Here is a 22,199-nt window from a genome sequence, read left to right as displayed (position 1 = left end):
ATCTCCGGGCATGTGCCCAAAGACTAGGCCGCCAGTCTTGCGCGGACCTTGCGGTCGACCGCTAGAGCATGAGGCCGAAAAGCGAGAAGCGGTATTCTCGGACAAACGGGCGCCGTTTGTCCGAGAATACCGCTCTGGCAGAGCCGTGGCTGCCTTACCTGGAAAGCTGGATCACCTGGTCGGTGCTGGTCAGCATGACCCACTTGCCGTTGCGCTGCTCGATCGACGATACCGTGCTCGAGTCCGGCAGCGTCGAGCCGCGCTGGACGATCCACAGGCCGGTGTCGTCCTCGATCATGGCGCGGCCGTTGGCGACATGGACCATGCGGAATTTCGCGACATCGGCGGGGAAGGGCTGGTCGCCGGGCGGCTGTGCCGGGGTGGCGTCATCCTGCACCGTTCCGGTGGCGAGCAGGTCGATGCTGGTGTTAGGGACGTCCTTGGCCGTCAGCGGCGCGCTGCGCGAGGCGACCACGCCGCCACCCGCGCGTCCCGAATTGGTGCCGGTGCCGCCAAACTTGATCGCCTGAACGCCGAACTGCTCCTGGTTGAAGAAGATGTACCAGGGAAACAGCGCGCAGATCAGGCCGAGCGTGACGCCGAGCGCGGCGATGACGAAGTCGCTTCGCCGGTCGGCCTTCTTGCTCAATTTTGGAAATTGCGCCTTTGGTGGTTGCGGCCATTCGGTGACCGGGAACAGGCCGTCGATCAGCGATTCGCGGCTTGCCTGCGTCATCTCGGCAGGCTCTACGCGAGGGACCACATGCATGGCGGACACGGCAGCCTGAGCCGGAACAGGCTCGGATCTGGGTATAGCCGGCTTGGTTCTGGCCAGAGCCGGCTTGGCCGCTCTGGCCAAAACAGCCGCGGTCTTGGCGGCTATGGCGCTGGCAACCTTGGCCTTGGCGGCCCTCTCTTCCTCGTCCCGAGCTGCCTCGGCGGCGTTCGCCTCGGCGATCATCTCGTTCAGGATGCGCTCGGTATATTGGCGTTCAGTCTCCTGATTCGGCATTCAGCTTTCCCTTGAGATGGCGGGCGAGATCGGAGAATGGATCGGCTGACGGGCGGTCCCTGGGCGATTGCGTCAGCGCCTCGTAGATCAGCGGCACCTGGCGCACGGCGATGTCGAGTTCGGCGTCGGCGCCGCCCTGATAGGCGCCGAGCAGGCGGATGTCGCGCGTGTCCTCGAAGCGCGAGATCATCGACTTCAGCCGCGTCACCAAAGCGCGCTGTTCGACGCTCCAGGCCTTGCCGGCCAGGCGCGATATGGACGACAGCGGATTAACCGGCGGATAGCGGCCCTGTTCGGCGATCGCGCGGTCGAGTACGACATGGCCGTCGAGGATGCCGCGCACAGAATCGGCGACCGGATCGTTGTGGTCGTCGCCGTCGACCAGCACGGAAATGATGGCGGTGATCGAGCCCTTGCCTTCAGCCCCCGGCCCGGCGCGCTCGAGCAGCTTGGGCAGTTCGGTGAACACCGAGGCGGGATAGCCGCGCGCGACCGGCGGCTCGCCGGTTCCCGTCGCCACCTCACGCAAGGCATGGGCGAAGCGGGTGATCGAATCCAGCACCAGAAGCACACGGTGGCCCTGGTCGCGAAAGTGCTCGGCGACGCGCATGGCGGTGTCGGGTGCGCGCCGGCGCATCATGGCGCTCTCGTCGCTGGTGGCAACGACGGCCACGGTCTTGGCCATGCTGTCGCCTATCGTGTCCTCGAGGAATTCGCGGACTTCGCGGCCGCGCTCGCCGATCAGCGCCACGACGACGGTGTCGAACGCGTCGGCGCTGGCGAGCATGGCGAGCAGCGTCGACTTGCCGACGCCCGAACCGGCAAAGACGCCCATGCGCTGGCCGAAGCACAGCGGCGTGAAGATGTCGATGACCCTGACGCCGGTCATGAAGGCGGTGCCGACGCGCTGCCGGGCCATGGCACCGGGTGTCGTGGAACTGCCCGACAGGTCGTCGCCCCTGATCAGCGGCGGGCCGCCATCGATCGCCCGGGTGAGCGCGTCGATGGTGCGGCCCCGCCATGAGCCGTGCGGCGCCACCGCGAGCGGTCCCCTGCGGAATACGGCGTCGCCGATGCCGGCATCGGCGCTGCGCTCGAAGGGAGCGACGACGACCTCGTCGCGGCTGATCTTGACGATCTCGCCGCGGCGCGCGCCGGTCTGGCCGCGCTGTTCGACCATATCGCCCAGCCTGGCGAAATCGGAAAGTCCGCGCACCTTGTAATGCGTCGGCGTGACTTCGGTGACGAGTCCGCCACGCTTGACCAGCCCATCGGTGTTGCTGAAGCGCCTGACAACCCGTTCCAACGCGGCCAACCGGTCCTCCGGCGCAGGCTGGAGCTGGATTTCGGGTGCGCGGATGGAAGACCGGTCAAGCGACATGCTACGACTTCGAGCCGAGCGTCTTGATCGCCTCGTCGGTGGAGGAATCCGTCTGCCGCATCAGGGCAGCGGTGTTCTCGAAGGCGCGCTGGACCATGATCAGCCGCGTCATCTCCATCACCGGATTGACGTTGGATTCCTCGACGAAACCCTGGGCGATGCCGACATCGGAGCGATCGGTGACCGGCTCAGGCGTGCGCGAAGGCACGATGCCGGAATTGCCGTAGCGCACGAAATTCTGGCCGGGATCGAAATTGTAGAGACCGATCGAGCCGACAAGCTGGTCGTTCTGGCGCAGCGAGCCGTCGGCGCCGGCCTTGGGCGGGCCGTTGCGGGGGTCGAGCTGGATCGGTGCGCCGCCGGCGTCGAGCACCGGATGGCCTTCGAGCGACATCAACTCGCCATTCTCGTTCATCGAGAAGCGGCCGTCGCGGGTCATGACGGTGCCGGCCGGCGTGTCGATGGCGAACCAGGCGTCGCCCTGGATGGCGAAATCGAACGGGTTGCCGGTCTCGCTCAGGGAACCATGGGCGCCGGAGAGATAGGTCTTGCCGGACGAGGCGAAGGACACCGATTTCTGCCCGGTGCCAGACACCACGTCCTCGAATTTCACGCCGGTGGCGCGAAAGCCGACGGTGTTGGCGTTGGCGACATTGTCGGCGATCGTGTCGAGCCGGCGCTCGAGCGCCATCTGCGCGGAAAGGGCGACGTAGAGACTATCCTGCATGATCAGAACTTCAGTTTCTGCATGGCCATCATCAGGTCGGTGGAGATGCCCGACGTGACTGGCTTGGCGAAGAGCACGCTGATGGACGACACCGCGGTCGAGGTCGGATTGTTGATCTCGTACATGCTGGTGAAGCGGGTCAGGAACTTGGTGAGTTTCGCGGGATCGGTGAAATCCGTGAGATCGAGCTTTTGCTCGAACAGCTGCGCCTGCTTGTCGATGTCGGCGGTGGCGAAGGAATCGGGCAGGCCCAGTGCGGTGCGCACGACGCTTGCAAGGGCCGTGTCGGCCAGCACGTCGTACCAGCTGGTGATGTCGGGCGCCTTGCGCTGGAAATAGAGCGCCAGCCGCACACCTTCATTGGTCTTGCCGGCATCCTCCTCGAGGGTCTGGCGCAGGTACTTGTCGACGGTCGGCTGCTGCGCAGGATTGATGGTGGTGGCGTTCTCGCCATTGGCTTCGAAATTGAAGGCCAAAGCCAATCCCGCGTAAGCTGGGTTCGTCTGCTTGTTGGCGACGCTGTCAGGGTCGCTCACCTTACTTTGCAGGACCTGCTTGATCAGGTCCTTGTCCTCGGTCGCCGAGTCGAGACCGTATGCGGCCAGGGCATAGGTGTAGAGCCGGCTGTTCGACATCAGGTCGTCGACGGACTTCACCTTGGTGATGTTGGCGAGGTAGTAGGTCGTCTCGCCCTTTACATAGTCGGAGTTCGGGTCGAGGCCGGCAATCTGCGCCTGCGTGGCGTAGTTCTTCGTCACCAACTGCTGGGCCGTGTTGTAGATGGTCGCGTCAGCGCCATTGGCGGCGAAATTGAAGGCGCTGACGAACGCGGCATAGCGCTTGTCGGTCAGCTTGTTGGCGAAACTGTTGGAGTCGGTGACGCCTTCCTTGAGCGCCTTGACCATGAAGGCCTTGGCGTAGTCCATGTCCTCCAGCCCGAAGGCCTTCATGGCATACTTGAACAGCCGGTCGTTGTTGACGAAATCGTCGATCGATTTCACCTTGGTGATGTTGGCGAGATAATATTGCGTATCGCGATCGACCGTCGGCTGTTGCTCGATGCGGTCGATCGACTTCGAGATATCTTTGGTGATCAATTGGTAGCTGGTAAAGGTACTGAGCAACGTCATGCCTCCGGCCGAAGCTTAATATCGCGACAATAACCTCACTTCCTTGCGCGAAACTGAATCGCCAACATTCGCTTCCATGGCGGCCCGGATTCAAGCCTCACACAAGGCACGGGGACTATCCCTTGTAGCTGACGTGAAATGCGGAAGGACCTGCCGTGGGCATTCTGATTGGACTTGTGGTGACGCTCGGCTGCGTCCTTGGCGGCTTCATGGCCATGGGCGGGCATCTGCACGTGCTGGTCCAGCCCTGGGAAGCCGTGGTCATCTGCGGCGCTGCCCTCGGCACCTTCCTCGTCGCCAACCCAATGAAGACGGTCAAGGATACCGGCAGGGGCATTCTTGAAGCCTTCAAGCAGGCGGTGCCGAAGGAACAGGATTATCTGGAAACGCTTGGCGTGCTGCACAGCCTGATGCGCGAACTGCGCTCGAAATCGCGCAGCGAGGTCGAGGCGCATATCGACAATCCCGAAGAATCAGCCATCTTCCAGGCCTTTCCGACGGTGCTCAAGAATCACGACCTGATGAATTTCATCTGCGATTACTGCCGCATCATCATCATCGGCAATGCCCGCTCGCACGAGATCGAGGCGCTGATGGATGAGGAGATCCAGACCATCAAGAGCGACAAGATGAAGGCCTATCATGCGCTGGTCGCGGTTGGCGACGGCCTGCCGGCGCTCGGCATCGTCGCTGCCGTGCTTGGCGTGGTCAAGGCGATGGGCGCTCTCGACCAGTCGCCGGAGATCCTCGGCGGCCTGATCGGCGCCGCACTGGTCGGCACCTTCCTCGGCATCTTCCTGTCCTATGCCGTGGTCGGGCCCGTCGCCACCAAGATCAAGACGGTGCGCGAGAAGAAGAACCGCCTCTACATCATCGTCAAGCAGACGCTGCTCGCCTACATGAACGGCGCGCTGCCGCAGGTGGCGATCGAATTCGGCCGCAAGACCATCTCGTCCTATGAGCGGCCGACCATCGACGCTGTCGAGCAGAGCACGATGAACACCAGCAGCGCCGAGAAGAAGGCCGCTTGAGCGATGCACGACAGATCGGTGCCGACAAGGCCATGACCAGTCCGGGCAGCCCAGCGCAAGCGCGCTCGTTGATCATCGAGCGTCTGGTCGGCGACAGTGGCGAGGCCGCGCAGGTCATCGGTACCGGTCGGGCCATGGCCGAGCGCGCCGCGCCGCTGTTGCAAAAGAGCCTGACCAGCGAGCTTGGCGTTCCGGTCACCGTCGATCTCAGGGCGGTCGAGGTCAGCCGCGTCGCGGAGGCGCGCTCGCATGCCGGCGATACGTTTGCCATGACTATCGTGGCATCCTCCACGTCTTCCGATGCGATGACCTTGGTGATCGATGCGCCGGCAATAGCGATCATGGTGTCTACGCTGTTCGGCGGCGACCCGGAGACGCCGGCATCGCCGATCGAGCGCGATCTGTCGCAGATCGAGGTTGATGTCTCGACCATGCTGTTTCAGCAGGTCGCGCAGGCACTGAACGGATCGGGGCGGCGCTCGCTCGACCTGCGTCTGCCCATACCGCGCGCGATGTCGGGCACCGAAGCCAAACGGCACGTTTTGCGAGATGGCGCGGCACTGCGCATCGTTCTTGGCATCTCGACGCCAGCCGACAGCGGCACGGTCACGGTGACGATGCCGCAGCGTGTCGTGCTGGCCAGCCGCGACGGCGCCGCGAACGCCGGTGGAGATGACCACGGCGCGAGCTGGCGGGAGCGCTTTTCGGAAGAAGTGATGCGCTCGACCGTGGCGCTCGAAGCCACCATGCCGTTGGCGCGGCTGACGCTTGGTGACCTCGCCAGTCTCGAAGTGGGCCAGGTCATCGACTTCGAGGAGACGGCGCAATCAAGGGCTCGGCTCAGTGCGCGCGGCCAAACGCTGTTCGTATGCGAGTTCGGCAAACTGGGGCAGAATTACACCGTCCGAATCAAGCATCCTTTCGATGCCGGGCAGGATTTCATCGATGGGCTCATGCCGGCCGGTGCCGGGCGCGCCTGAGCTTTTGGAGACGATTCATGGCCAAGACCAAAGTGGAAGCAGAGCTCGACCAGCCGGACGAACAGCTCGACCGCGCCATCGAGGAATTGCGCGGGGTCCTGCATGAGGAAGAGCAGCGCCCCGACGCGGCGTTCAGGGCCGCGGCCGGCGCCAATTCGAACGTCATCATGAACATCCCCGTCGATGTCCAGATCATCCTCGGCAGCACCGAGATGGCGGTTGCCGACCTGATGGCATTGCAGAAGGGCTCGACGGTGGCGCTCAACCGCCGCATCGGCGAGCCGGTCGACGTCGTGGTCAACGGCCGCAAGATCGCGCGCGGCGAGATCACGGTGCTCGAAAGCGACCCCTCGCGCTTCGGCATCAGGCTGACCGAAATCATCGCCGGCACGAAGGGCGCCTAGACATGTCTGGTGGGGCTTGCCGGTTGCAGCGGAGGCGAGAGGCAGCATGACGCCGCTGGCGACCTTGACGCGCGCGCAGAAGGCAGCCGCCATATTGGTGGCGATGGGCAAGCCGTCCGCCAGCCGCCTCTTGAAATTCTTCAAGCAGGAAGAGCTGAAGGCGCTGATCGAGGGCGCCCGGCTGCTCAGGACCATTCCGCAGAGTGATCTCGAGCGCATCGTCGCCGAATTCGAAGCCGAGTTCACCGAAGGCGCCGGCCTGCTCGATTCCGCCGACAGGATGGACACGATCCTCAACGAATCGCTCTCGCCCGAAGAGATGAGCGCGATCATGGGCGACAAGAAATTCGAGGTCGCGCCGGAAGGGCCGCCGCCCATCTGGCCGGAGCTCGAGAAGCTCGAACCGGCACGGCTTGGCACCTTCCTGGCCGGCGAACATCCGCAAACGGCGGCCATGGTGCTGTCGAAGCTGGCGCCGCAGACGGCGGCGGGCGTGCTTTTGACGCTGACCAAGCCGATGCGCGGCGAAATCATCAAGCGCATGGTGACGATGGCCAATGTTCCGGATGCCGCTGCCAGGATCGTCGAGAACCGGTTGCGGACCAGCGTGCTGGCGGAGACGTCGACCAAGGACACTTCGGCGGGACAGGCGCGCGTCGCCAGCGTGCTCAACGAATTGGACAAGCCGCTGCTTGAAGAGGTCATGCAGGATTTGGAAGCCGCCGGCACGCCAGACCTCGACGGTGTGCGCGCCCGGCTGTTTGCTTTCGACGACCTGCCGCTGCTCACCCAGAAGGCGCGCGTGCTCTTGTTCGATGGGCTGTCGACCGAGCTTGTCACGCTGGCGCTGCGCGGCACCTCGGCGGCGCTCGCCGAATCCGTGCTGTCGGCGATCGGCGCACGGTCGCGGCGCATGATCGAAGCCGAACTCGGCCAGGGGTCGGAAGGTGTTCCTCTCGCCGACATCATGACGGCGCGCAAGACGATCGTGTCGACGACGATCCGGCTGTCGCGCGAAGGCGCGTTCGAACTTCCCGCGACGCAGGACGCCGCCTAAGGCATGTCCGACGCCACCGACAAGGACTCGAAAACCGAAGAGGCGACGGAAAAGAAAATCCGCGACACCATCGAACAGGGCAAGCTGCCCCATTCGAGGGAAACCGCTCTCCTCGCCTCCTTTGTCGCCATACTGGTGTTCACCGTCTTCTATGCCAAGGACGCCGTCATCGACCTCGGCGTGTTCCTGTCGACGTTTCTCGAGAAGCCCGAAGCCTGGCCGATGGACACCGAGACCGATGTCATCGCGCTCTACAAGCTCGTCATGCTGGAAGTGGGCCGTGCCCTCGTCAGCCTGCTGGTGCTTTTAACCGTTGCCGGCATCGGCGCCTCGGTGCTCCAGAACATGCCGCAATTCGTCGGCGAGCGGATCAGGCCGCAGCTTTCGCGCATTTCGATCACCAAGGGCTGGACCCGGATGTTCGGCGCCCAGGGCTGGGTCGAGTTCCTGAAATCCCTGGCAAAGGTCGGCTTCGCCATCACCGTGCTCACCTTCACGCTGTCGGAGGATCACCGCAAGCTGCTTGCCGGCATGATCACCAATCCCGTCGCTTTCGGCCTCGTCATCCGCGGCATCGCGGTCGACATACTGGTGGCGATCGTCTTCGTCATGGGACTGATCGCGGCGATCGACATCGTCTGGTCGCGCTTCCACTGGAAGCAGGACCTGCGCATGAGCAAGCAGGAGGTGAAGGACGAGTTCAAGCAGTCCGAGGGCGACCCGATCGTCAAGTCGCGGCTGCGCTCGCTGGCGCGCGATCGCGCGCGCAAGCGGATGATGACGGCGGTGCCGCGCGCGACGCTGATCATCGCCAACCCGACCCACTTCTCGATCGCGCTCAAATATGTGCGCGACGAGGATTCGGCGCCGCTGGTGGTGGCCAAGGGGCAGGATCTGGTGGCGTTGAAAATCCGCGAGATCGCCAAGGAGCACAACATTCCGATCTTCGAGGACGTGGCGCTCGCCCGCTCCATGTACAAGCAAGTTTCGGTCGATAATGTGATCCCGTCGCAATTCTACCAGGCCGTCGCCGAACTGGTGCGGATCGTCTACTCGAAAAAGGCTGAGCGCAGACAGATTTCATGAACCGCCAACCGCACGCAAAATCCCGCGAGATCATCGTCGCCAGCGCCATCGAGCAAGTGGTCGGCGAACTGAGGCTGATCGATGTCGCCGATTACATCGCCTTCATCCGGCTGGAGCATTTCGCCTGCCTGTCGGATCTGGTCGATTCAGCGGTGGAGCTGTTCTTTATGCCGGGCACGCTCAGGCTCGGCCATGGCGGCGAGGCGCATGTCGACTGGAGCGGCAGCCCGCGCATCGTGCTCGACCTGGAACTCAGGCCACCCGGTGTGACCGTCTATTTCCAGCTGACGCTGAGCGATGCCGGCAACTCGGTCGCGGTCAACTACGTGTCGTTCGAAAAGCCCGGCGAGGACCCCGAGCACAATACGGCGCTGCTGGAAGCGGTGATCGACCAGGCGCGGATACGAAAGGTCGAGCCGCTGGCCTTCTAGAGCGTTTCACCGTTTCATGGAAACGGCGAACCGCTCTAACTCTTTGTTTTGACGCAATTCCTGACGGAAAACCGCTCACACTTTTCCTGGAATTGCTCTAAGGCCTGAGCGGCTCATCGTTTCATTACTCGATCAGACCAAGCCGCAGCGCCTTGGCGACTGCCTGGTTGCGGTTGACGGCGTTGAGCTTCTGCGTCGACTGGGTGAGATACTGGTTGGCCGTGTGCACCGACAGCTTCAGCAGCCGCGCGATCTCCTCGCTGGTGTTGCCGTTGGCGGTCAGCTTCAGGCATTCGAGTTCGCGCTTGGAGATGGCGCGCATCCTGCCGGCATCACTCGGACGGATACGCGCTACTGCGGCGAACAGCGAAAAGCAGCGAGCGTGGATTTCGTAGAGCGCGTCCTGCGGCAGCGCGATCTCCGATCCCAGGAAGACGACAAGGCCGCATTGGCCGCGATCGGCGTGGACGGGAAAGGCGATGCCGCTGGTGCCGGGTGCCAGCGGCGCCATTTGCGCGGTCCAGGCGAGGTTGCCGAACGTCTCGGCCATCGCGGCGACGCCGTCATCCGTCCACCAGCGTGGCTCCGTCGAGTTGTGGGTGTGGCGCACGATCTCCTCGCCATTGGCGCCGGATATGAACTTCGTCGCCACGGCAATGCCGGGATAGTCGGAATCGAAACACGGGACCAGCCGCGCCCGTTCCGGTGACGGGCTGACGAAGTACAGGCCGAAGGCCGAGGCATTGATGTCGACCGATATCCAGCGGCAGCGGCGCACGGCATCGGGAACGGTGACGGCGTGATGGGTTTCGGAACTGAGCGAGAAGGCGCCGAACGGGCTGCGCTGCTCGTTGAAAAGGGCCTCCGCAGCTTCCTTGATGTCTGCCTGTTTCAAATGATGCCACTCCTGATCGCCGTGGCGATGGCCATCGCGCGGTTCGAGGCCGCGAATTTCTGGATGGCGTGGGTGATGTAGCTGTTGACGGTATTGGAGGACACGCCAAGGATGACCGCCACTTCGTCGGTGGTCTTGCCTTCCGAGACCCAGAACAGGCATTCGCGCTCGCGGTCCGATAGTGGATCCTGCATGGCGGCGGCAGCGATCAGCTGCGGAATATGCGAAAGCGCGTAGCAGCATTTCAGCTGCGCCTTCATCAGCGCCGGCTGGTCGATCTGGCCGGCCGCCGCCGCCGAGAACAGGGCGAACAGGCGCTGGCGGCCGACATTCAGCCTAAGCGAATAGATTTCGGCATGGCCGAGCACGTCGAGAAGGCGGGCTTCTTCGCCGGAGACCAGCCCGTCGGCATCGGGCGCCTCAGCGGCCACCAGCGGCCTTGGACGGATGCCGGGCGCGACGGTGAGCGCGCCCTGGGCAAGGCCGGCGATCAACCGCTTGCCGATCAGTTCAATGGCGTCGAAGATCCAGTTCGAGGAGACGATGCGTGCGTCGTTGCGGTCCTGGTCGTGGACGATGGCAACCAGCATGTAGCTGTCGGCGCCGATCTCGGCGGTCAGCTCCATGAAGAAGCTGGTCAAATCACCGCGCGACGTCAGGCGCGAGCCCAATGTGTCGGATTGAAGAAGCGCGGCGGAACTGCTCATTCTTGTTGCTTTTGGCCGGAATCGTTTCTGCTGCCCGGATGCTGGAGGCCAGCCGCCGAACCCTAAAAACGCGTTACTTTCACGAGACGCACGCGAGGCGCGGGGCCGCGCCCAATCAGACGGAATCCATTCAGGGAACGCGAAGACATCCGCGTCTGGCGCCGGAAAAATCCGGAACGTGAGACTTTGGGTGGTCGCCGCGCCCCCCATGGACCGGCTGATTCGGGTCTAATCTACCCGCAGATGAATCCGACATCAAACGCGATTTGACAAAATCGAATCCGGTGGACTCGCGTGCGACTCAGAGTAACGCCCAACACACTTTCGCCGCATCGGGGCCGCCTGAAAACACTGACACGAAAAAGCCAGAGGTTGTTGCGAAGCTGCCGTATCGAGGACCGATCGATTCCGATAGGTTCTCGGCGATCGGCAGGGAGGTGGGCTTCCCTTCGATCGGACTGGGCTAAGGTGGCGGCGCTTGTTTCGCGGCCATCGGCAATGGGGGGTAATCATGAAGCAGGTTTTCCTGGCGTTCACGGTGGTGCTCGCGGTTTTTGCCGGTGCGGCAGCGCCCGCCAAGGCCGAGCCAATCGTCACCTATGCGCTCGACAACGGGCTGCAAGTGGTGCTGGTGCCGGATCATCGTGCGCCGAAGGTGGTGATGAACCTGCGCTACCGTGTCGGGTCGATGAATGAACCGGCGGGCCGCTCAGGCTTCGCGCATCTGTTCGAGCACCTGATGTTTTCCGGGACGCCGGCCTGGCCGAACGTGTTCGGTGCGCATGCCGCACTGGGCAACGAGATCAATGCCTGGACCACCGAGGACGGCACCGTGTTCTATGTCGACGGCCTGTCGTCGTCGCTGCCGGTGATCCTGTCGCTGGAAGCCGACCGCATGGCCAATCTCGGCCGCTCGGTGACACAGGCCAAGCTCGACCTGCAGCGTTCGGTGGTCAAGAACGAGATGCGCCAGAACGTGCTCGACAAGGCCGGCGCATCGGGCTGGGAAGCCTTCTGGTCCGGACTGTTTCCGAAGCCGCATCCCTATAGCCGCATGGTCATCGGTTCGGTCGCCGACCTCGATGCTGCAACGCTCGACGATGTCAGAGGCTTCTTCAACACCTACTATCTGCCCAACAATGCCGTGCTGGTGCTGGTGGGGGATCTGAAGGTGGCTGATACCAAGGCGCTGATCGCCGACACGTTCGGCCGGATATCGCGCGGCGCCGACGTGGCGCGACCCGCCGTCCCGGAACCCACACAGGCGCGGCTCAAGCTGGTGCTCGAGGATCGCGTGCCGAGCCCCGTCGTCGTGGTCGGCTTCAGCGGCCCGGCGGCGCAGTCGCCGGATAATGGCGCGCTCAGCATTGCCGCCGAATTGCTCGGCAATGGCGACTATGGATTTCTGCGCAACCGGCTGGTCTCGGAACAGGGCGTCGCCACCTATGCCAGTGCAAGCTGGACGGGTGGACTGCTCGGCGGGCGCTTCACTTTCGAGGCGGGTGCGGCGGCAGGCGTGACGCCGGAAGCGCTCGAAAGCGCGATGAAAGCGGCGTTTGCGGATTTCCAGAAGGCGCCGCTCGATCCGGCTGATGTCGAGCGCGCGCGCAACGGCATATTGCAGGCAACGCGGCTGGGCAACGAGGCGCTGAAGGATCGTGCCGGCACTGTCTCCTACAATGCCGACATTCTCGGCGATGCGCAGAGCGCGCTGGTCGACGATCYGCGCGTCAAGACTGCCAGCGCCGCCGATGTTGAAGCGACGATCAAGCGGCTCCTGAAACCGGAAGACGCCAGCGTGCTGGTGTTGAAGCCCGGCCCGCGCGGCGGCTATCCCGACGCGCTGATCGGTTCGTCTGGCACGCCGCAACCCTTCACGGCACCGGAGCGGGTGGCGATCGACATTCCGAAGCATCCGGCCGGGCAAGCGCCTTCAGCGGTGTTGCCCGCCATGGAAACGGCGACGCTCTCCAACGGCATCAAGCTCGTCCACTACACGATGCCGGAAGCGCCGATGGTCTATGTCGCGGCGAGTGCACAAGGCGGCTGGAACAGCGTGCCGGAAGGCAAGGAGGGGCTGCTGGAGCTTGCCGCCAGCATGGCGACGCGTGGCGCGGCCGATCGCGGTTCGGCCGACTTCGCCAAGGCGACCAGCGACATTGGTGCCGGCATCGGCTATCAGGCCGGCGCACTGACCACGACGATGACGCTTGGCGTGCCGCCGGAAAAACTGGATCAAGGTCTTGGCCTGCTTGCCGATGCGGTGCTGAAACCGCGGTTCGACAAGACCGAATGGACGGTGTTGATGGCGCAGACGGTCGATTGGCTGAACGGCCGCGAGGCGGATCTGCCGGGCGTTGCCGGTCGCGTGGCAAAGGCGGCGCTCATTCCGCAGGTGCCGGGCAAGGCCGCGGTCGACTGGTCGGCAAAGGCGCTGGCCTCGATCTCGCTCGACGAGGCGAAAGCCGCGTTCAAGGCGGAGTTCACGTCGAAGGCGGTGACCTTCTACAGCGTCGGCCCGATGCCGGTCGCGACCGTTGCGGCCGGCCTTGAAAAGGCATTCGGAACATGGACGAGCGATGCCGCCGGCTATGCCATCGAACCGTCGCCGGCAGCGCATTTCAACGGCGGTCAGAAAGTGCTGCTGGTGCCCGAGCCCGGCGCCAGCCAGTCGGCGCTGTTCGTGGCGCGGCCGGCGCCCGGCACTGACGAAGGCGAGCGCGCGGAATCGACCGCGGTCGCCAATCTGCTCGGCGATGATTTCTCCAGCCGGCTGAATTCGGTGATCCGCGAGGAGAAGGGCTATTCCTATGGCGTGTCGAGCTATCTCATGAGCCCGATGAAGGCCGGCTCGGGACTGGTGGTGGCAACCACCGTCGAGCGCGCCAACACCGGTCCGGCGATCACCGAAATCCTGAAAGGTTTCGCCGGCCTGACCACCTTGCCGGTGGCGCAGGACGAGGTCGACCGCACGGTGACGGTCTATCGGCGGGCACTGGCTGGATCGGCAGAGACCTCGGCCGGTCTGTTCGGCTCGCTGATCGGCGCGGCCGGCAGCGGTTCGACGCTCGAGGACCAGCAAAGCCGGATGACGGCGCGCACCCAGCTGACGCTCGACGCCGTGCAGAAACAGGCGCTGGCATTGTCGTCGCTGGAGCCGTCGCTGATCGTCGTTGCCGGTGATCCCGACGTGGTCATGCCGCAGCTTGCCGCGATCGGTCTCAAGGATGTCGAGATCGTCAAGCGTGACGAGGCTGGCGAACAGACGGCCATGCGGGCGCTCGACCTTCTCGGCGCCAACAGCCAGACGCCGTTGTCCGCTTCACCTTGGCGGGTCGGCGATGGCGGCACGACGCGAGCGGTGCACTCCTGCGCTGGCGCCAAGGACTGTGGCGCGCAAATCCACGCCGATTGATCGGCTCGATGCGCGGCCGCCGGCCGCGCTTAAATCTTGGTATCTTTGGTTTCGGGGGAAACGATGAGCGATTCATTTCGGGAAGTTACGTCAGTCTCGTGGTTCGGGCGGATCAAGCGCGCGGTCGGCGGGGTCATCTTCGGCCTGCTGCTGATCGTGCTGATGGTGATCGGGCTGTTCTGGAACGAGGGCCGCGCGGTGCAGACGGCGCGCTCGCTGGCCGAAGGGTCGGGCGCCGTTGTCTCGATCAACGCCGACAGCGTCGATGCCGGCAATGACGGCAGACTGGTGCATGTCAGCGGGCCGGTGACGGCCGATAGCGGCCTGTCGGATCCGGATTTCGGCATCGCCGCGCAAGGGCTGCGCCTGTCGCGCAGCGTCGAGATGTATCAGTGGAAGGAAGAATCCAAATCCGAGACCACCAAGAAGCTTGGCGGCGGCGAGGAGACGGAGACCACCTATAGCTATCAAAAGGTGTGGGACGACAGCCAGATCGACTCGTCGGACTTCAAGAAGCCCGACGGCCATCAAAATCCACCGATGGCGATCCACAGCCGGACCTTCCAGATCCCGCAGGGCAAGCTCGTCGCCTTCGATCTGGATACGCCGGTGCTCGACCGCATCGAGGGCGACAAGGACTACTCGCTGTCGTCCAGTCAGTCGGCGGCGATCAAGGCAGCCTATACCGGGACGAAGCCGCTCAGCATCGTTGATGGCAGGATCTATCTCGGCAGCGACAACACGACGCCTGCATTGGGCGACTACCGCATCGGCTACGAGCTGGCGCCGCTCGGCGTGGTCAGCATCGTGGCGCGCCAGGCTGGCAGCCGGTTCGAGCCATACCAAACGCAAGCCGGCGATGCGCTGCTGATGGTCGATACCGGCCAGGTGCCGGCCGACAAGATGTTCGCCGACGCCGTCAGCGCCAACACGCTGATCACCTGGCTGCTGCGTGCCGCGGGCCTGCTGCTGCTGACGATCGGCTTTGCCCTGTTCCTCAGCCCGATCGGCGTGATCCTCGACGTCATCCCGTTCCTCGGCAGCATGGCGCGAATGGGAACCGGCATCATCGCCTTCTTCCTGGCGATCCTGGTCGGCACGACGACGATCGCGATTGCCTGGTTCTGGTATCGGCCGGTTCTGGCGGCAGGCATCCTGGCTGCCGGCGTCATCGCGGCGGCGGCGGTCTATTATCTCGGCCGCTCACGCAAGGCAGGCGCGCCGATGGCTGCGCCAAGCGCCGGCACCGCAGCGTAGTTCGCAAAAAAAAGGGCGGCCACGCCGCCCTTTTTCTTCATATCTGTCGTTATCCGCCTTGGGTTTCCGGGCAGGCCTACCGATCCTCGAAACCGGTCAGCACGCCGACGGCGTTTACGCCGATCTCCTCGACGGCATAGCCGCCTTCCATGACGAACAGAGTTGGCAGTCCGAGCCTGGCGATGCGGCGGCCGATCTTGGGGTAGTCCGGGCTTTTCAGCTTGAACTGGCTGATCGGGTCCTTCTCGAAGGTGTCGACGCCGAGCGAGACGATGACGATGTCGGGCGCGTAAGCGGCCAGCCTGGCGCAGGCATCCTCCAGCGACGCGTTCCAGGCATCCCAGCCGGTGCCGAACGGCATCGGATAGTTGATGTTGAAACCCTCGCCGGCGCCCGTGCCGCGTTCATCGGCATGGCCGAGGAAGAACGGATACTCCACCATCGGATCACCATGCAGATTGAGGACCTGCACGTCGGCGCGGTCATAGAAGATCTCCTGCGTGCCGTTGCCGTGGTGGTAGTCGACATCGAGGATCGAGACCCGTTTGGCGCCCTGGTCAAGGAACCACTGCGCGGCGACGGCGGCGTTGTTGATGTAGCAATAACCGCCCATGAATCCGGCGCCGGCATGGTGGCCGGGCGGGCGGCAGAGCGCGAAGGCCGACCTTTCGCCGCCCTTGACCAGGCCGGCCGCGGTCAGCGCGACGTCATAGGACGATTTGATCGCCGCCCATGTGCCTTTGACGAAGGTGGCGCCGGCATCGAAGGAATAATAGCCGAGCAGCGCATCGACGCGCTTCGGCGGCACGTCGCCGCGCAGGCCGCGCGTCGGCCAGGTGAAGGGCATGGCGGTGCCCTCATGACCGGAGGCTACCCATTGCGGCCAGACCGTCGGCAGGAAGTCGATATAGTCCGATTTGTGGATGCGCTTGGCGGCGGCAAGATCGTGCTCAAGCGGCAGGACGATCGGACCGAGCTTCTCGCTTTCGACCCGCGCCTTGATGAATTCGGCGCGCGAGGGCTTTTCGAAACCCGGCACGATGGCTGATGTGACCAGTTCCATCTGGCCGGCATGGCCGGCATGAAGCGGCGAATAGACAGTCTTCATAAAATTCCTCTCGAAGTGCGAAGTCAGTCAAGGTTGAGATAGGGGGTCACCAAGGCGAGCCACATTCTTTCGACATCGTCCTCGATGAGGTCGTATGTCTTGCGGTCTCTTTTCAGCCCGACAAGCCGGCAGGCGTGCCCGACGTCCATCATCACCACGCCGAGCCGGCTGGCGATCTTGTCTTCCAGCGCCGGGTTCACATGCTGCAGCCATGCGGCGTAGAGCGCGATGATCTGCTCGTCATATTCGTCCTGGATCGGCCGGAGGTCGGCATTGCCGGATATGGCCTCGATCACCGGCATCAGGGTGGCGTTTTCGAGATATATCCTGGAGGTATCGATGAAGAGCTTGCGCACTTCGCGCCGGAACTCTTCCCGGTCGGTGGGCGGGGGGACCTTGATGCGCTTGGCGATCACCTCGGGAAAGGAGGACAGCCAACGCCGGGCGAGGTCTAGGAGAATGGCTTCCTTGTTGGGGAAGTATTGGTAGATCGAACCGACCGACAGGCCCGCGCGCTGCGCAATGGCGAGCGTCGTCGGCGTCCTGGTTCCTTGCTCTCGCGTCAAGATCAATGCCGCGTCGAGAATCCGGTCGACCACCTTGCTCGACCGCTGTTGCCGCGGCTGCTTGCGCGGTTCGAGCGCTATCCTGGTTTTGCGGTCGAGACTGCGCTTCACGGCTTGATGTCCTCGTTCCCCGCCCGGTCTCAACACAGGCGCAGGGTGCTATCCACAATACATTCGAAATTCCGCATGTTGACAAACGCGAATAATCAGTCGCATTCTTTTATCCACGCTGTTTTCGGAGATCACAAGGGGAATTTCAAAACAGCGCACTGGCATCAGTTTCATCCGATGGCGCAGCTGCGGTGACGTGGCAGCTTGTCGGACAAGAGGATTGCCGGTCTCAGTCGGTCATCAAAAGCGCGGAGTCGCGATGTCTGTCACGGGTGCGGGTAAAAATGCGGATCTGATCGTCATTAATGGTCGTGTGCTGACCATGGACGATGACAACCCCTCAGCCGAGGCTATTGCCGTCAAGGACGGCGCCATCATCGCCATTGGCAGCCGCGCTGCAATCGAAGAGCTCAAGGGAACAGCCACAGAGGTGATCGACGCCAAGGGCGGTTCGGTCCTGCCTGGCTTCATCGAAGCGCATATGCATCTGTTCGGCGGCGCGGCCGAACTCGAAAATCTGCATCTGGCAGGGGTGCACGGCTTCGATGCCTTGCGCGATGCGATCCAGACCTTTGCCGCGGCACGGCCCAACGCCAGGCTTCTGATCGGCGCCGGCGTCGACTATGCGATCCTGCCCGAGCCGGTCACGCGCCACCATCTCGACCAAATCATCCCCGATCGCCCGTTCGCCATGTCGGCCTCCGACCACCATACGATGTGGGCGAACACCAAGGCGCTGGAAGAGGCGGGCCTCCTGCATGGCAGGGAATTGGGGCCGGGCAACGAAATCGTGATGGGTGCCGATGGCCTCGCGGCGGGCGAATTGCGCGAGGGCGAGGCTTTCGGCCCGATCCTGGAGCATTTCGGGCAGAACCGCACACGGCTCGGTCTTACGGGCGGTGAGCCGGAGCCCTATCCCTCGGCCGAGGAATTGGCTGCTGATCGCGATCTGATGCACCGCGGCCTGGAATGGTGCGCCCGCCACGGCATCACGTCGATCCAGAACATGGATGGCAACCTCTACCAACTCGAGCTGCTTGCCGGCCTGGAGCAAGAAGGGCGATTGCTGTGTCGTACGCAAATCCCGTTTCACTTCAAGAACTTCATGGACCTCGGCATGCTTGAAAAGGCATCCATGATGGCTTCGACCTACAAGTCGGAATGGCTGTCGTCGGGTATGGTCAAGGTGTTCTACGACGGCGTGCTCGATTCATGGACAGCCGTGATGGTCGAGCCTTATGCGGATCGTCTGGACTGGTCCGGCGAGCCGTTGTTTACGCCGGAGCATTTCGCCGAAGTGGCGGTGGAAGCCGATCGTCGTGGCCTGCAGATCGCGGTGCATTCGATCGGTGACGGTGCGGTGCGCGCGGTGCTCGACGGCTATGAGGCGGCGCAGAAGAAAAACGGCAGGCGCGACAGCCGGCATCGGATCGAGCACATCGAGGTCACGACCGAGACCGACGTGCCGCGCTTTTCCGAGCTTGGCGTCATCGCGTCGATGCAGCCGCCGCATCCGCCCGGCGCACTCAACTTTCCGCTGGAGCCGACGCTGTCTCGCATCGGCCGCAAGAAATGGCCGCTCAGCTATGCCTGGCGAACGTTGAAAGAGGCCGGCGCGCGCGTTGTCTTCGCTTCGGACTGGCCGGTGTCGCCGGTCGATCCGATCCTGGGCATTCAAGCGGCAGTGCTGCGCAAACCGTGGGCAGAGGGCGATCCCGACCAGAGCTTCTCGCTGCTGGAATCTGTTGCAGCCTATACAGTGGAAGGCGCCTATGCCGAATTCGCCGAACACCGAAAAGGCCGCCTGAAGCCAGGATATCTGGCCGATCTGGTGGTGCTCTCGGCCGATATCGAAACAACCGCGCCGGAAGCGCTGCATACCGTGCGGCCGGTGACGACCATCTGCGGGGGCAAGGTAACTTATCAAGCCTGACGGTGGCACGGGACTTGCCTCCTGAATCAAGATTCAGCTCCGCAGTTGCCAAGCCGACCGGCTTGTGATGACAATCAAACAGGAACGACACCTGCCGCTAAGAGCAGGCTTCTCTCAATGGGGTAATCGTGCCGGAAATACCGGGTAAGAATGCGATCGAAGTCCGTGGTGTGCGCAAGGTATTCGGCACCGGGGAGGCGCAAGTCGCCGCACTGGATACCGTTTCCGTCTCCATCCGCGAAAATGAGTTTTTCACACTGCTCGGGCCCTCCGGCTGCGGAAAAACAACGCTCTTGAGGCTGATAGCCGGCTTCGATTTTCCGAGCGCCGGCGAAATCCTGCTCTACGGCCAGGACATCGCGCCGTTGCCGCCCTTCAAGCGGCCGGTCAACACCGTCTTCCAGTCATACGCACTGTTCCCGCACATGACGGTGGCCGACAACATCGGCTTCGGCCTGGAAATGCTGGGCAAGCCGAAGGCCGAGATTACGGCGCGCGTCGCCCAGATGCTGAAACTGGTCAAGATGGAAGCGCTGGCGGGCCGCCGTACCAGCCAGATCTCCGGCGGCCAGCAACAGCGCGTCGCGCTGGCGCGGGCGCTCGCACCACAGCCGAAGGTGCTGCTGCTCGACGAGCCGCTCTCCGCCCTTGATTACAAGCTGCGCAAGGAAATGCAGATCGAGCTGAAGCGGCTGCAGCACGAGACCGGCATCACCTTCATCTTCGTCACCCACGACCAGGAAGAAGCGCTGACCATGTCGGACCGCATCGCGGTGATGTCGGCCGGCAAGATCCTGCAGGTCGGTTCGCCGCGCGACATCTATGACCGCCCGGCCGAGCGCTTCGTCGCCGACTTCATCGGCGAAACCAATTTCCTCAAAGGGGCCGTGGTGTCGAAAAAATCCGGCGTCGCCACCGTCAAGCTCGCCTCCGGCGCAACCGTGGCGGCAGGGTTCCCGGAGAACTTCGATCCCTCGGGTGCAGTCACGGTCGTGGTCCGGCCTGAGCATGCGGATCTGATCGCCGATGTGTCCAAGGGCACGGTCGCCGGAACGCTGGCGAACGTCGTCTATTTCGGCACCGACACGCACTACCACGTCAAGCTCGATGGCGGTGACAACTTCATCGTGCGTCACCAGAACAGCCGGTCCGGCGCGGTGACGTTCGAGCCAGGCGCCAAGGTCGGCATCGTCTTCGAAGACGACGGCGCGCGGATACTGAAGGACTGATGACAATGGCGCTTTCCCAAGCCGCGTTGTTCGAAGCCAAGGCCGAGAAAGCAACCGCCAGGCGCAACCGCCTGCTTTCCCTGCCGGCGCTGATCGTCATCGGAATTTTCGGCGTGCTGCCGCTGCTGATCATCCTGGTTTACTCGTTTCTCCAGGCCGCGCCCTATGGTGGCGTCCAATGGAAGTTTTCGACGGACGCCTATCTGAACTTCCTGTTCCAGCAGGATATTTTCGACGACACGCTGCAGTTCACGCCGGATTTCCTGATCATCTATCTGCGCTCGTTTCTGTTCGCCGTGGTGACGACGGTCATCTGCCTGCTGCTGGGTTTTCCGACCGCCTACTTCATGGCCACGCGCACGCCGGCGCAGCGCAACTGGTGGGTGCTGCTGATCACCATCCCGTTCTGGTCGAACCTTCTGGTGCGCACGCTGGCCATCATGTTCATCATTCGCGACGAAGGCCTCATCAACAATCTTTTGATGGGGCTTGGCGTGATCGATAAGCCGATCACCATGCTCTACACCAACTTCGCCATCCAGCTCGGCCTGCTCTACTCGTTCCTGCCATTCATGATCCTGCCGCTCTATGCCAGCCTGGAGAAACTGGATTTCCGGCTGGTCGAGGCCGCCAACGACCTATACGCGACGCGCCGGCAGGTTCTTTGGCGGGTGATCATTCCGCTATCGCTGCCCGGCATCATCGCCGGCTGCCTGCTTGTCTTCATTCCCGCGCTCGGCGCCTATGTGACGCCGCTTATCCTTGGCGGCGGCATCCATCTGATGATCGGCGATCTCATCGCCCAGCAATTCGGTTCCGGGCGCAACTGGCCGCTCGGCTGCGCCCAAGCGCTGATCCTGATGGCCGCGGTGCTGGTCGCCCTTTACTTCTACGTTCGCACCACTTCGGGGAAGATCCAGCATGGCTGATCCCCGCAACATCGATATCAAGGACCAGCCCGGGTTCCGCACGATCGCCATCATCTGCGTTGCGGTGCTTTACGTCCCGATCCTCATCCTGATGATCTTTTCGTTCAACACGGGTTCGCTCGTCACTCATTGGGAGGGTGTCGGCCTGACCTGGTACGGCACGGCACTGCTCAATGAGGAATTCCACAACGCCGCCGAGAACACGCTGATCATCTCTGTGAGCGCGACGATCGTTTCGACGATCTGCGCCACGCTGGCGGCGATCGGTATGACCCGGGTGAAGCCATGGCGTGGCCTGCCGGCCGCCTTCATGGTCATCAACCTGCCGCTGATGGTTCCCGAGATCATCACGGCGGTGGCGACCTTGTCCTTCTTCGCCCTGATCGCCGGGGCCTTCGGGCTGAATTTCGGTATCGGCAATCTGATCCTGGCCCATACCGTGTTCTGCATTCCTTTCGCCTACATGCCGATCCGGGCGCGTCTCGAGGACATGGACCTGACGCTCGAATCCGCCGCCGCCGATCTCTATGCCACGCCGTGGCATGCGTTCCGGCGCATTACACTGCCGCTGCTTGTTCCCGGCATCATGTCGGGTGCCGCACTCGCCTTCATCGTCTCCTTCGACGATTTCACCATCACGCAGCTCGTCGCCGGCCCCGGCCAGACGACCCTGCCGCTCTACATCTGGAACCAGATCAGGCGGCCGATGACGCCGGAGATCAACGCTATCTCCACCATCCTGCTCCTGGTCTCGATCCTCTTCGTCTCGGTATCGTTCCTGATCGCGCGCCGACGCGCCAAGTGAATCAA

20 protein-coding genes are annotated in these 22,199 nt (G+C 63.4%); 12 read left to right on the top strand and 8 right to left on the bottom strand.

The genetic code is table 11. The annotated features are described in order from the left end of the window. Positions 1 to 154 precede the first annotated feature (154 nt). From AC1DX4_RS08700 to AC1DX4_RS08685, 4 genes are read right to left on the bottom strand one after another with little or no spacing between them, the layout of a single operon-like run. Positions 155 to 1,012 (bottom strand): hypothetical protein, encoded by an 858-nt coding sequence (locus tag AC1DX4_RS08700; protein WP_477219931.1) that lies wholly within the window; start codon positions 1,010 to 1,012, stop codon positions 155 to 157. Further along, positions 993 to 2,393, bottom strand: a complete 1,401-nt coding sequence (gene fliI, locus AC1DX4_RS08695; RefSeq protein ID WP_477219930.1) for a flagellar protein export ATPase FliI — start codon at positions 2,391 to 2,393, stop codon at positions 993 to 995. Before fliI ends, AC1DX4_RS08700 begins: the two co-directional genes overlap by 20 nt. A gap of 1 nt (position 2,394) precedes the next feature. Continuing rightward, a complete protein-coding gene (flgF, locus tag AC1DX4_RS08690; protein WP_475457896.1) occupies positions 2,395 to 3,120 on the bottom strand; it encodes a flagellar basal-body rod protein FlgF in 726 nt (241 codons plus the stop codon). 2 nt (positions 3,121 to 3,122) lie between these two features. Beyond that, positions 3,123 to 4,244, bottom strand: a complete 1,122-nt coding sequence (locus tag AC1DX4_RS08685) for a DUF1217 domain-containing protein (protein ID WP_477220287.1) — start codon at positions 4,242 to 4,244, stop codon at positions 3,123 to 3,125. 161 nt (positions 4,245 to 4,405) lie between these two features. On the opposite strand from AC1DX4_RS08685, the gene motA reads away from it, so the two are divergent. Genes motA through AC1DX4_RS08655 form a run of 6 tightly spaced genes read left to right on the top strand, consistent with a single transcriptional unit; the run spans position 4,406 to position 9,239 of the window. Then, a complete protein-coding gene (gene motA, locus AC1DX4_RS08680) occupies positions 4,406 to 5,281 on the top strand; it encodes a flagellar motor stator protein MotA (RefSeq protein ID WP_477219929.1) in 876 nt (291 codons plus the stop codon). Between the two features lie 32 nt (positions 5,282 to 5,313). Further along, a complete protein-coding gene (locus AC1DX4_RS08675; protein WP_477220286.1) occupies positions 5,314 to 6,261 on the top strand; it encodes a FliM/FliN family flagellar motor switch protein in 948 nt (315 codons plus the stop codon). Positions 6,262 to 6,278: 17 nt separating this feature from the next. After that, entirely contained in the window at positions 6,279 to 6,665 is a 387-nt protein-coding gene (gene fliN / locus AC1DX4_RS08670; RefSeq protein ID WP_019860938.1) for a flagellar motor switch protein FliN, read from the top strand. Between the two features lie 46 nt (positions 6,666 to 6,711). Next, on the top strand, positions 6,712 to 7,722 hold the full coding sequence (locus tag AC1DX4_RS08665) for a flagellar motor switch protein FliG (protein WP_477219928.1): 1,011 nt from the start codon (positions 6,712 to 6,714) through the stop codon (positions 7,720 to 7,722). A 3-nt stretch (positions 7,723 to 7,725) separates the two neighbouring features. Next, positions 7,726 to 8,808 (top strand): flagellar biosynthesis protein FlhB, encoded by a 1,083-nt coding sequence (flhB, locus tag AC1DX4_RS08660; protein ID WP_477219927.1) that lies wholly within the window; start codon positions 7,726 to 7,728, stop codon positions 8,806 to 8,808. Then, the gene (locus tag AC1DX4_RS08655) at positions 8,805 to 9,239 is read left to right on the top strand and encodes a hypothetical protein (protein WP_477219926.1); all 435 of its coding nucleotides are present in this window, start codon (positions 8,805 to 8,807) and stop codon (positions 9,237 to 9,239) included. Before flhB ends, AC1DX4_RS08655 begins: the two co-directional genes overlap by 4 nt. Before the next feature lie 124 nt (positions 9,240 to 9,363). On the opposite strand, the gene AC1DX4_RS08650 is transcribed toward AC1DX4_RS08655, so the two are convergent. Then, entirely contained in the window at positions 9,364 to 10,134 is a 771-nt protein-coding gene (locus AC1DX4_RS08650; RefSeq protein ID WP_477219925.1) for a helix-turn-helix transcriptional regulator, read from the bottom strand. Continuing rightward, entirely contained in the window at positions 10,131 to 10,841 is a 711-nt protein-coding gene (locus AC1DX4_RS08645; protein ID WP_477219924.1) for a helix-turn-helix transcriptional regulator, read from the bottom strand. Before AC1DX4_RS08645 ends, AC1DX4_RS08650 begins: the two co-directional genes overlap by 4 nt. A 511-nt stretch (positions 10,842 to 11,352) precedes the next feature. On the opposite strand from AC1DX4_RS08645, the gene AC1DX4_RS08640 reads away from it, so the two are divergent. Together AC1DX4_RS08640 and AC1DX4_RS08635 are read left to right on the top strand one after the other, a co-directional pair. Further along, positions 11,353 to 14,256, top strand: a complete 2,904-nt coding sequence (locus AC1DX4_RS08640) for a M16 family metallopeptidase (protein WP_477219923.1) — start codon at positions 11,353 to 11,355, stop codon at positions 14,254 to 14,256. 63 nt (positions 14,257 to 14,319) lie between these two features. Beyond that, positions 14,320 to 15,513, top strand: coding sequence for a TMEM43 family protein (locus tag AC1DX4_RS08635; protein WP_477219922.1), 1,194 nt, complete (start codon positions 14,320 to 14,322; stop codon positions 15,511 to 15,513). Positions 15,514 to 15,589: 76 nt separating this feature from the next. Here AC1DX4_RS08635 and AC1DX4_RS08630 read toward each other — a convergent pair whose 3' ends face one another. Together AC1DX4_RS08630 and AC1DX4_RS08625 are read right to left on the bottom strand one after the other, a co-directional pair. Next, complete coding sequence (locus AC1DX4_RS08630) at positions 15,590 to 16,621, bottom strand: histone deacetylase family protein (protein ID WP_477219921.1); 1,032 nt, start codon at positions 16,619 to 16,621, stop codon at positions 15,590 to 15,592. 23 nt (positions 16,622 to 16,644) lie between these two features. Continuing rightward, positions 16,645 to 17,298 (bottom strand): TetR/AcrR family transcriptional regulator, encoded by a 654-nt coding sequence (locus AC1DX4_RS08625; RefSeq protein WP_477219920.1) that lies wholly within the window; start codon positions 17,296 to 17,298, stop codon positions 16,645 to 16,647. Between the two features lie 259 nt (positions 17,299 to 17,557). Here AC1DX4_RS08625 and AC1DX4_RS08620 point away from each other — a divergent pair, with 259 nt between their 5' ends. The 4 genes from AC1DX4_RS08620 (at position 17,558) to AC1DX4_RS08605 (ending at position 22,194) form a co-directional block, all read left to right on the top strand. Further along, on the top strand, positions 17,558 to 19,231 hold the full coding sequence (locus AC1DX4_RS08620; RefSeq protein ID WP_477219919.1) for an amidohydrolase: 1,674 nt from the start codon (positions 17,558 to 17,560) through the stop codon (positions 19,229 to 19,231). A 128-nt stretch (positions 19,232 to 19,359) separates the two neighbouring features. Continuing rightward, positions 19,360 to 20,460 carry an ABC transporter ATP-binding protein gene (locus tag AC1DX4_RS08615; protein WP_477219918.1) on the top strand — a complete coding sequence of 367 codons (1,101 nt, stop codon included), beginning with the start codon at positions 19,360 to 19,362 and terminating at the stop codon, positions 20,458 to 20,460. Continuing rightward, a complete protein-coding gene (locus tag AC1DX4_RS08610) occupies positions 20,460 to 21,389 on the top strand; it encodes an ABC transporter permease (protein ID WP_477219917.1) in 930 nt (309 codons plus the stop codon). The genes AC1DX4_RS08615 and AC1DX4_RS08610 overlap by 1 nt, the downstream gene beginning before the upstream one ends. Beyond that, positions 21,382 to 22,194, top strand: coding sequence for an ABC transporter permease (locus tag AC1DX4_RS08605; RefSeq protein WP_477219916.1), 813 nt, complete (start codon positions 21,382 to 21,384; stop codon positions 22,192 to 22,194). Before AC1DX4_RS08610 ends, AC1DX4_RS08605 begins: the two co-directional genes overlap by 8 nt. Positions 22,195 to 22,199 lie beyond the last annotated feature (5 nt).

Source organism: Mesorhizobium sp. P3_A8 (genome assembly GCF_056402995.1).
The sequence above is the reverse complement of the archived record's forward strand: the minus strand, read 5'-3'. Positions and strand labels throughout refer to the sequence as shown.

What these genes read in the sequence shown, in the direction of transcription:
- AC1DX4_RS08700 (WP_477219931.1), bottom strand. Translation starts at nt 1,012, where the DNA reads ATGCCGAATCAGGAGACTGAACGCCAATATACCGAGCGCATCCTGAAC.
- fliI (WP_477219930.1), bottom strand. Translation starts at nt 2,393, where the DNA reads ATGTCGCTTGACCGGTCTTCCATCCGCGCACCCGAAATCCAGCTCCAG.
- flgF (WP_475457896.1), bottom strand. Translation starts at nt 3,120, where the DNA reads ATGCAGGATAGTCTCTACGTCGCCCTTTCCGCGCAGATGGCGCTCGAG.
- AC1DX4_RS08675 (WP_477220286.1), top strand. Translation starts at nt 5,314, where the DNA reads ATGACCAGTCCGGGCAGCCCAGCGCAAGCGCGCTCGTTGATCATCGAG.
- fliN (WP_019860938.1), top strand. Translation starts at nt 6,279, where the DNA reads ATGGCCAAGACCAAAGTGGAAGCAGAGCTCGACCAGCCGGACGAACAG.
- AC1DX4_RS08665 (WP_477219928.1), top strand. Translation starts at nt 6,712, where the DNA reads ATGACGCCGCTGGCGACCTTGACGCGCGCGCAGAAGGCAGCCGCCATA.
- flhB (WP_477219927.1), top strand. Translation starts at nt 7,726, where the DNA reads ATGTCCGACGCCACCGACAAGGACTCGAAAACCGAAGAGGCGACGGAA.
- AC1DX4_RS08655 (WP_477219926.1), top strand. Translation starts at nt 8,805, where the DNA reads ATGAACCGCCAACCGCACGCAAAATCCCGCGAGATCATCGTCGCCAGC.
- AC1DX4_RS08645 (WP_477219924.1), bottom strand. Translation starts at nt 10,841, where the DNA reads ATGAGCAGTTCCGCCGCGCTTCTTCAATCCGACACATTGGGCTCGCGC.
- AC1DX4_RS08635 (WP_477219922.1), top strand. Translation starts at nt 14,320, where the DNA reads ATGAGCGATTCATTTCGGGAAGTTACGTCAGTCTCGTGGTTCGGGCGG.
- AC1DX4_RS08630 (WP_477219921.1), bottom strand. Translation starts at nt 16,621, where the DNA reads ATGAAGACTGTCTATTCGCCGCTTCATGCCGGCCATGCCGGCCAGATG.
- AC1DX4_RS08620 (WP_477219919.1), top strand. Translation starts at nt 17,558, where the DNA reads ATGTCTGTCACGGGTGCGGGTAAAAATGCGGATCTGATCGTCATTAAT.
- AC1DX4_RS08610 (WP_477219917.1), top strand. Translation starts at nt 20,460, where the DNA reads ATGACAATGGCGCTTTCCCAAGCCGCGTTGTTCGAAGCCAAGGCCGAG.
- AC1DX4_RS08605 (WP_477219916.1), top strand. Translation starts at nt 21,382, where the DNA reads ATGGCTGATCCCCGCAACATCGATATCAAGGACCAGCCCGGGTTCCGC.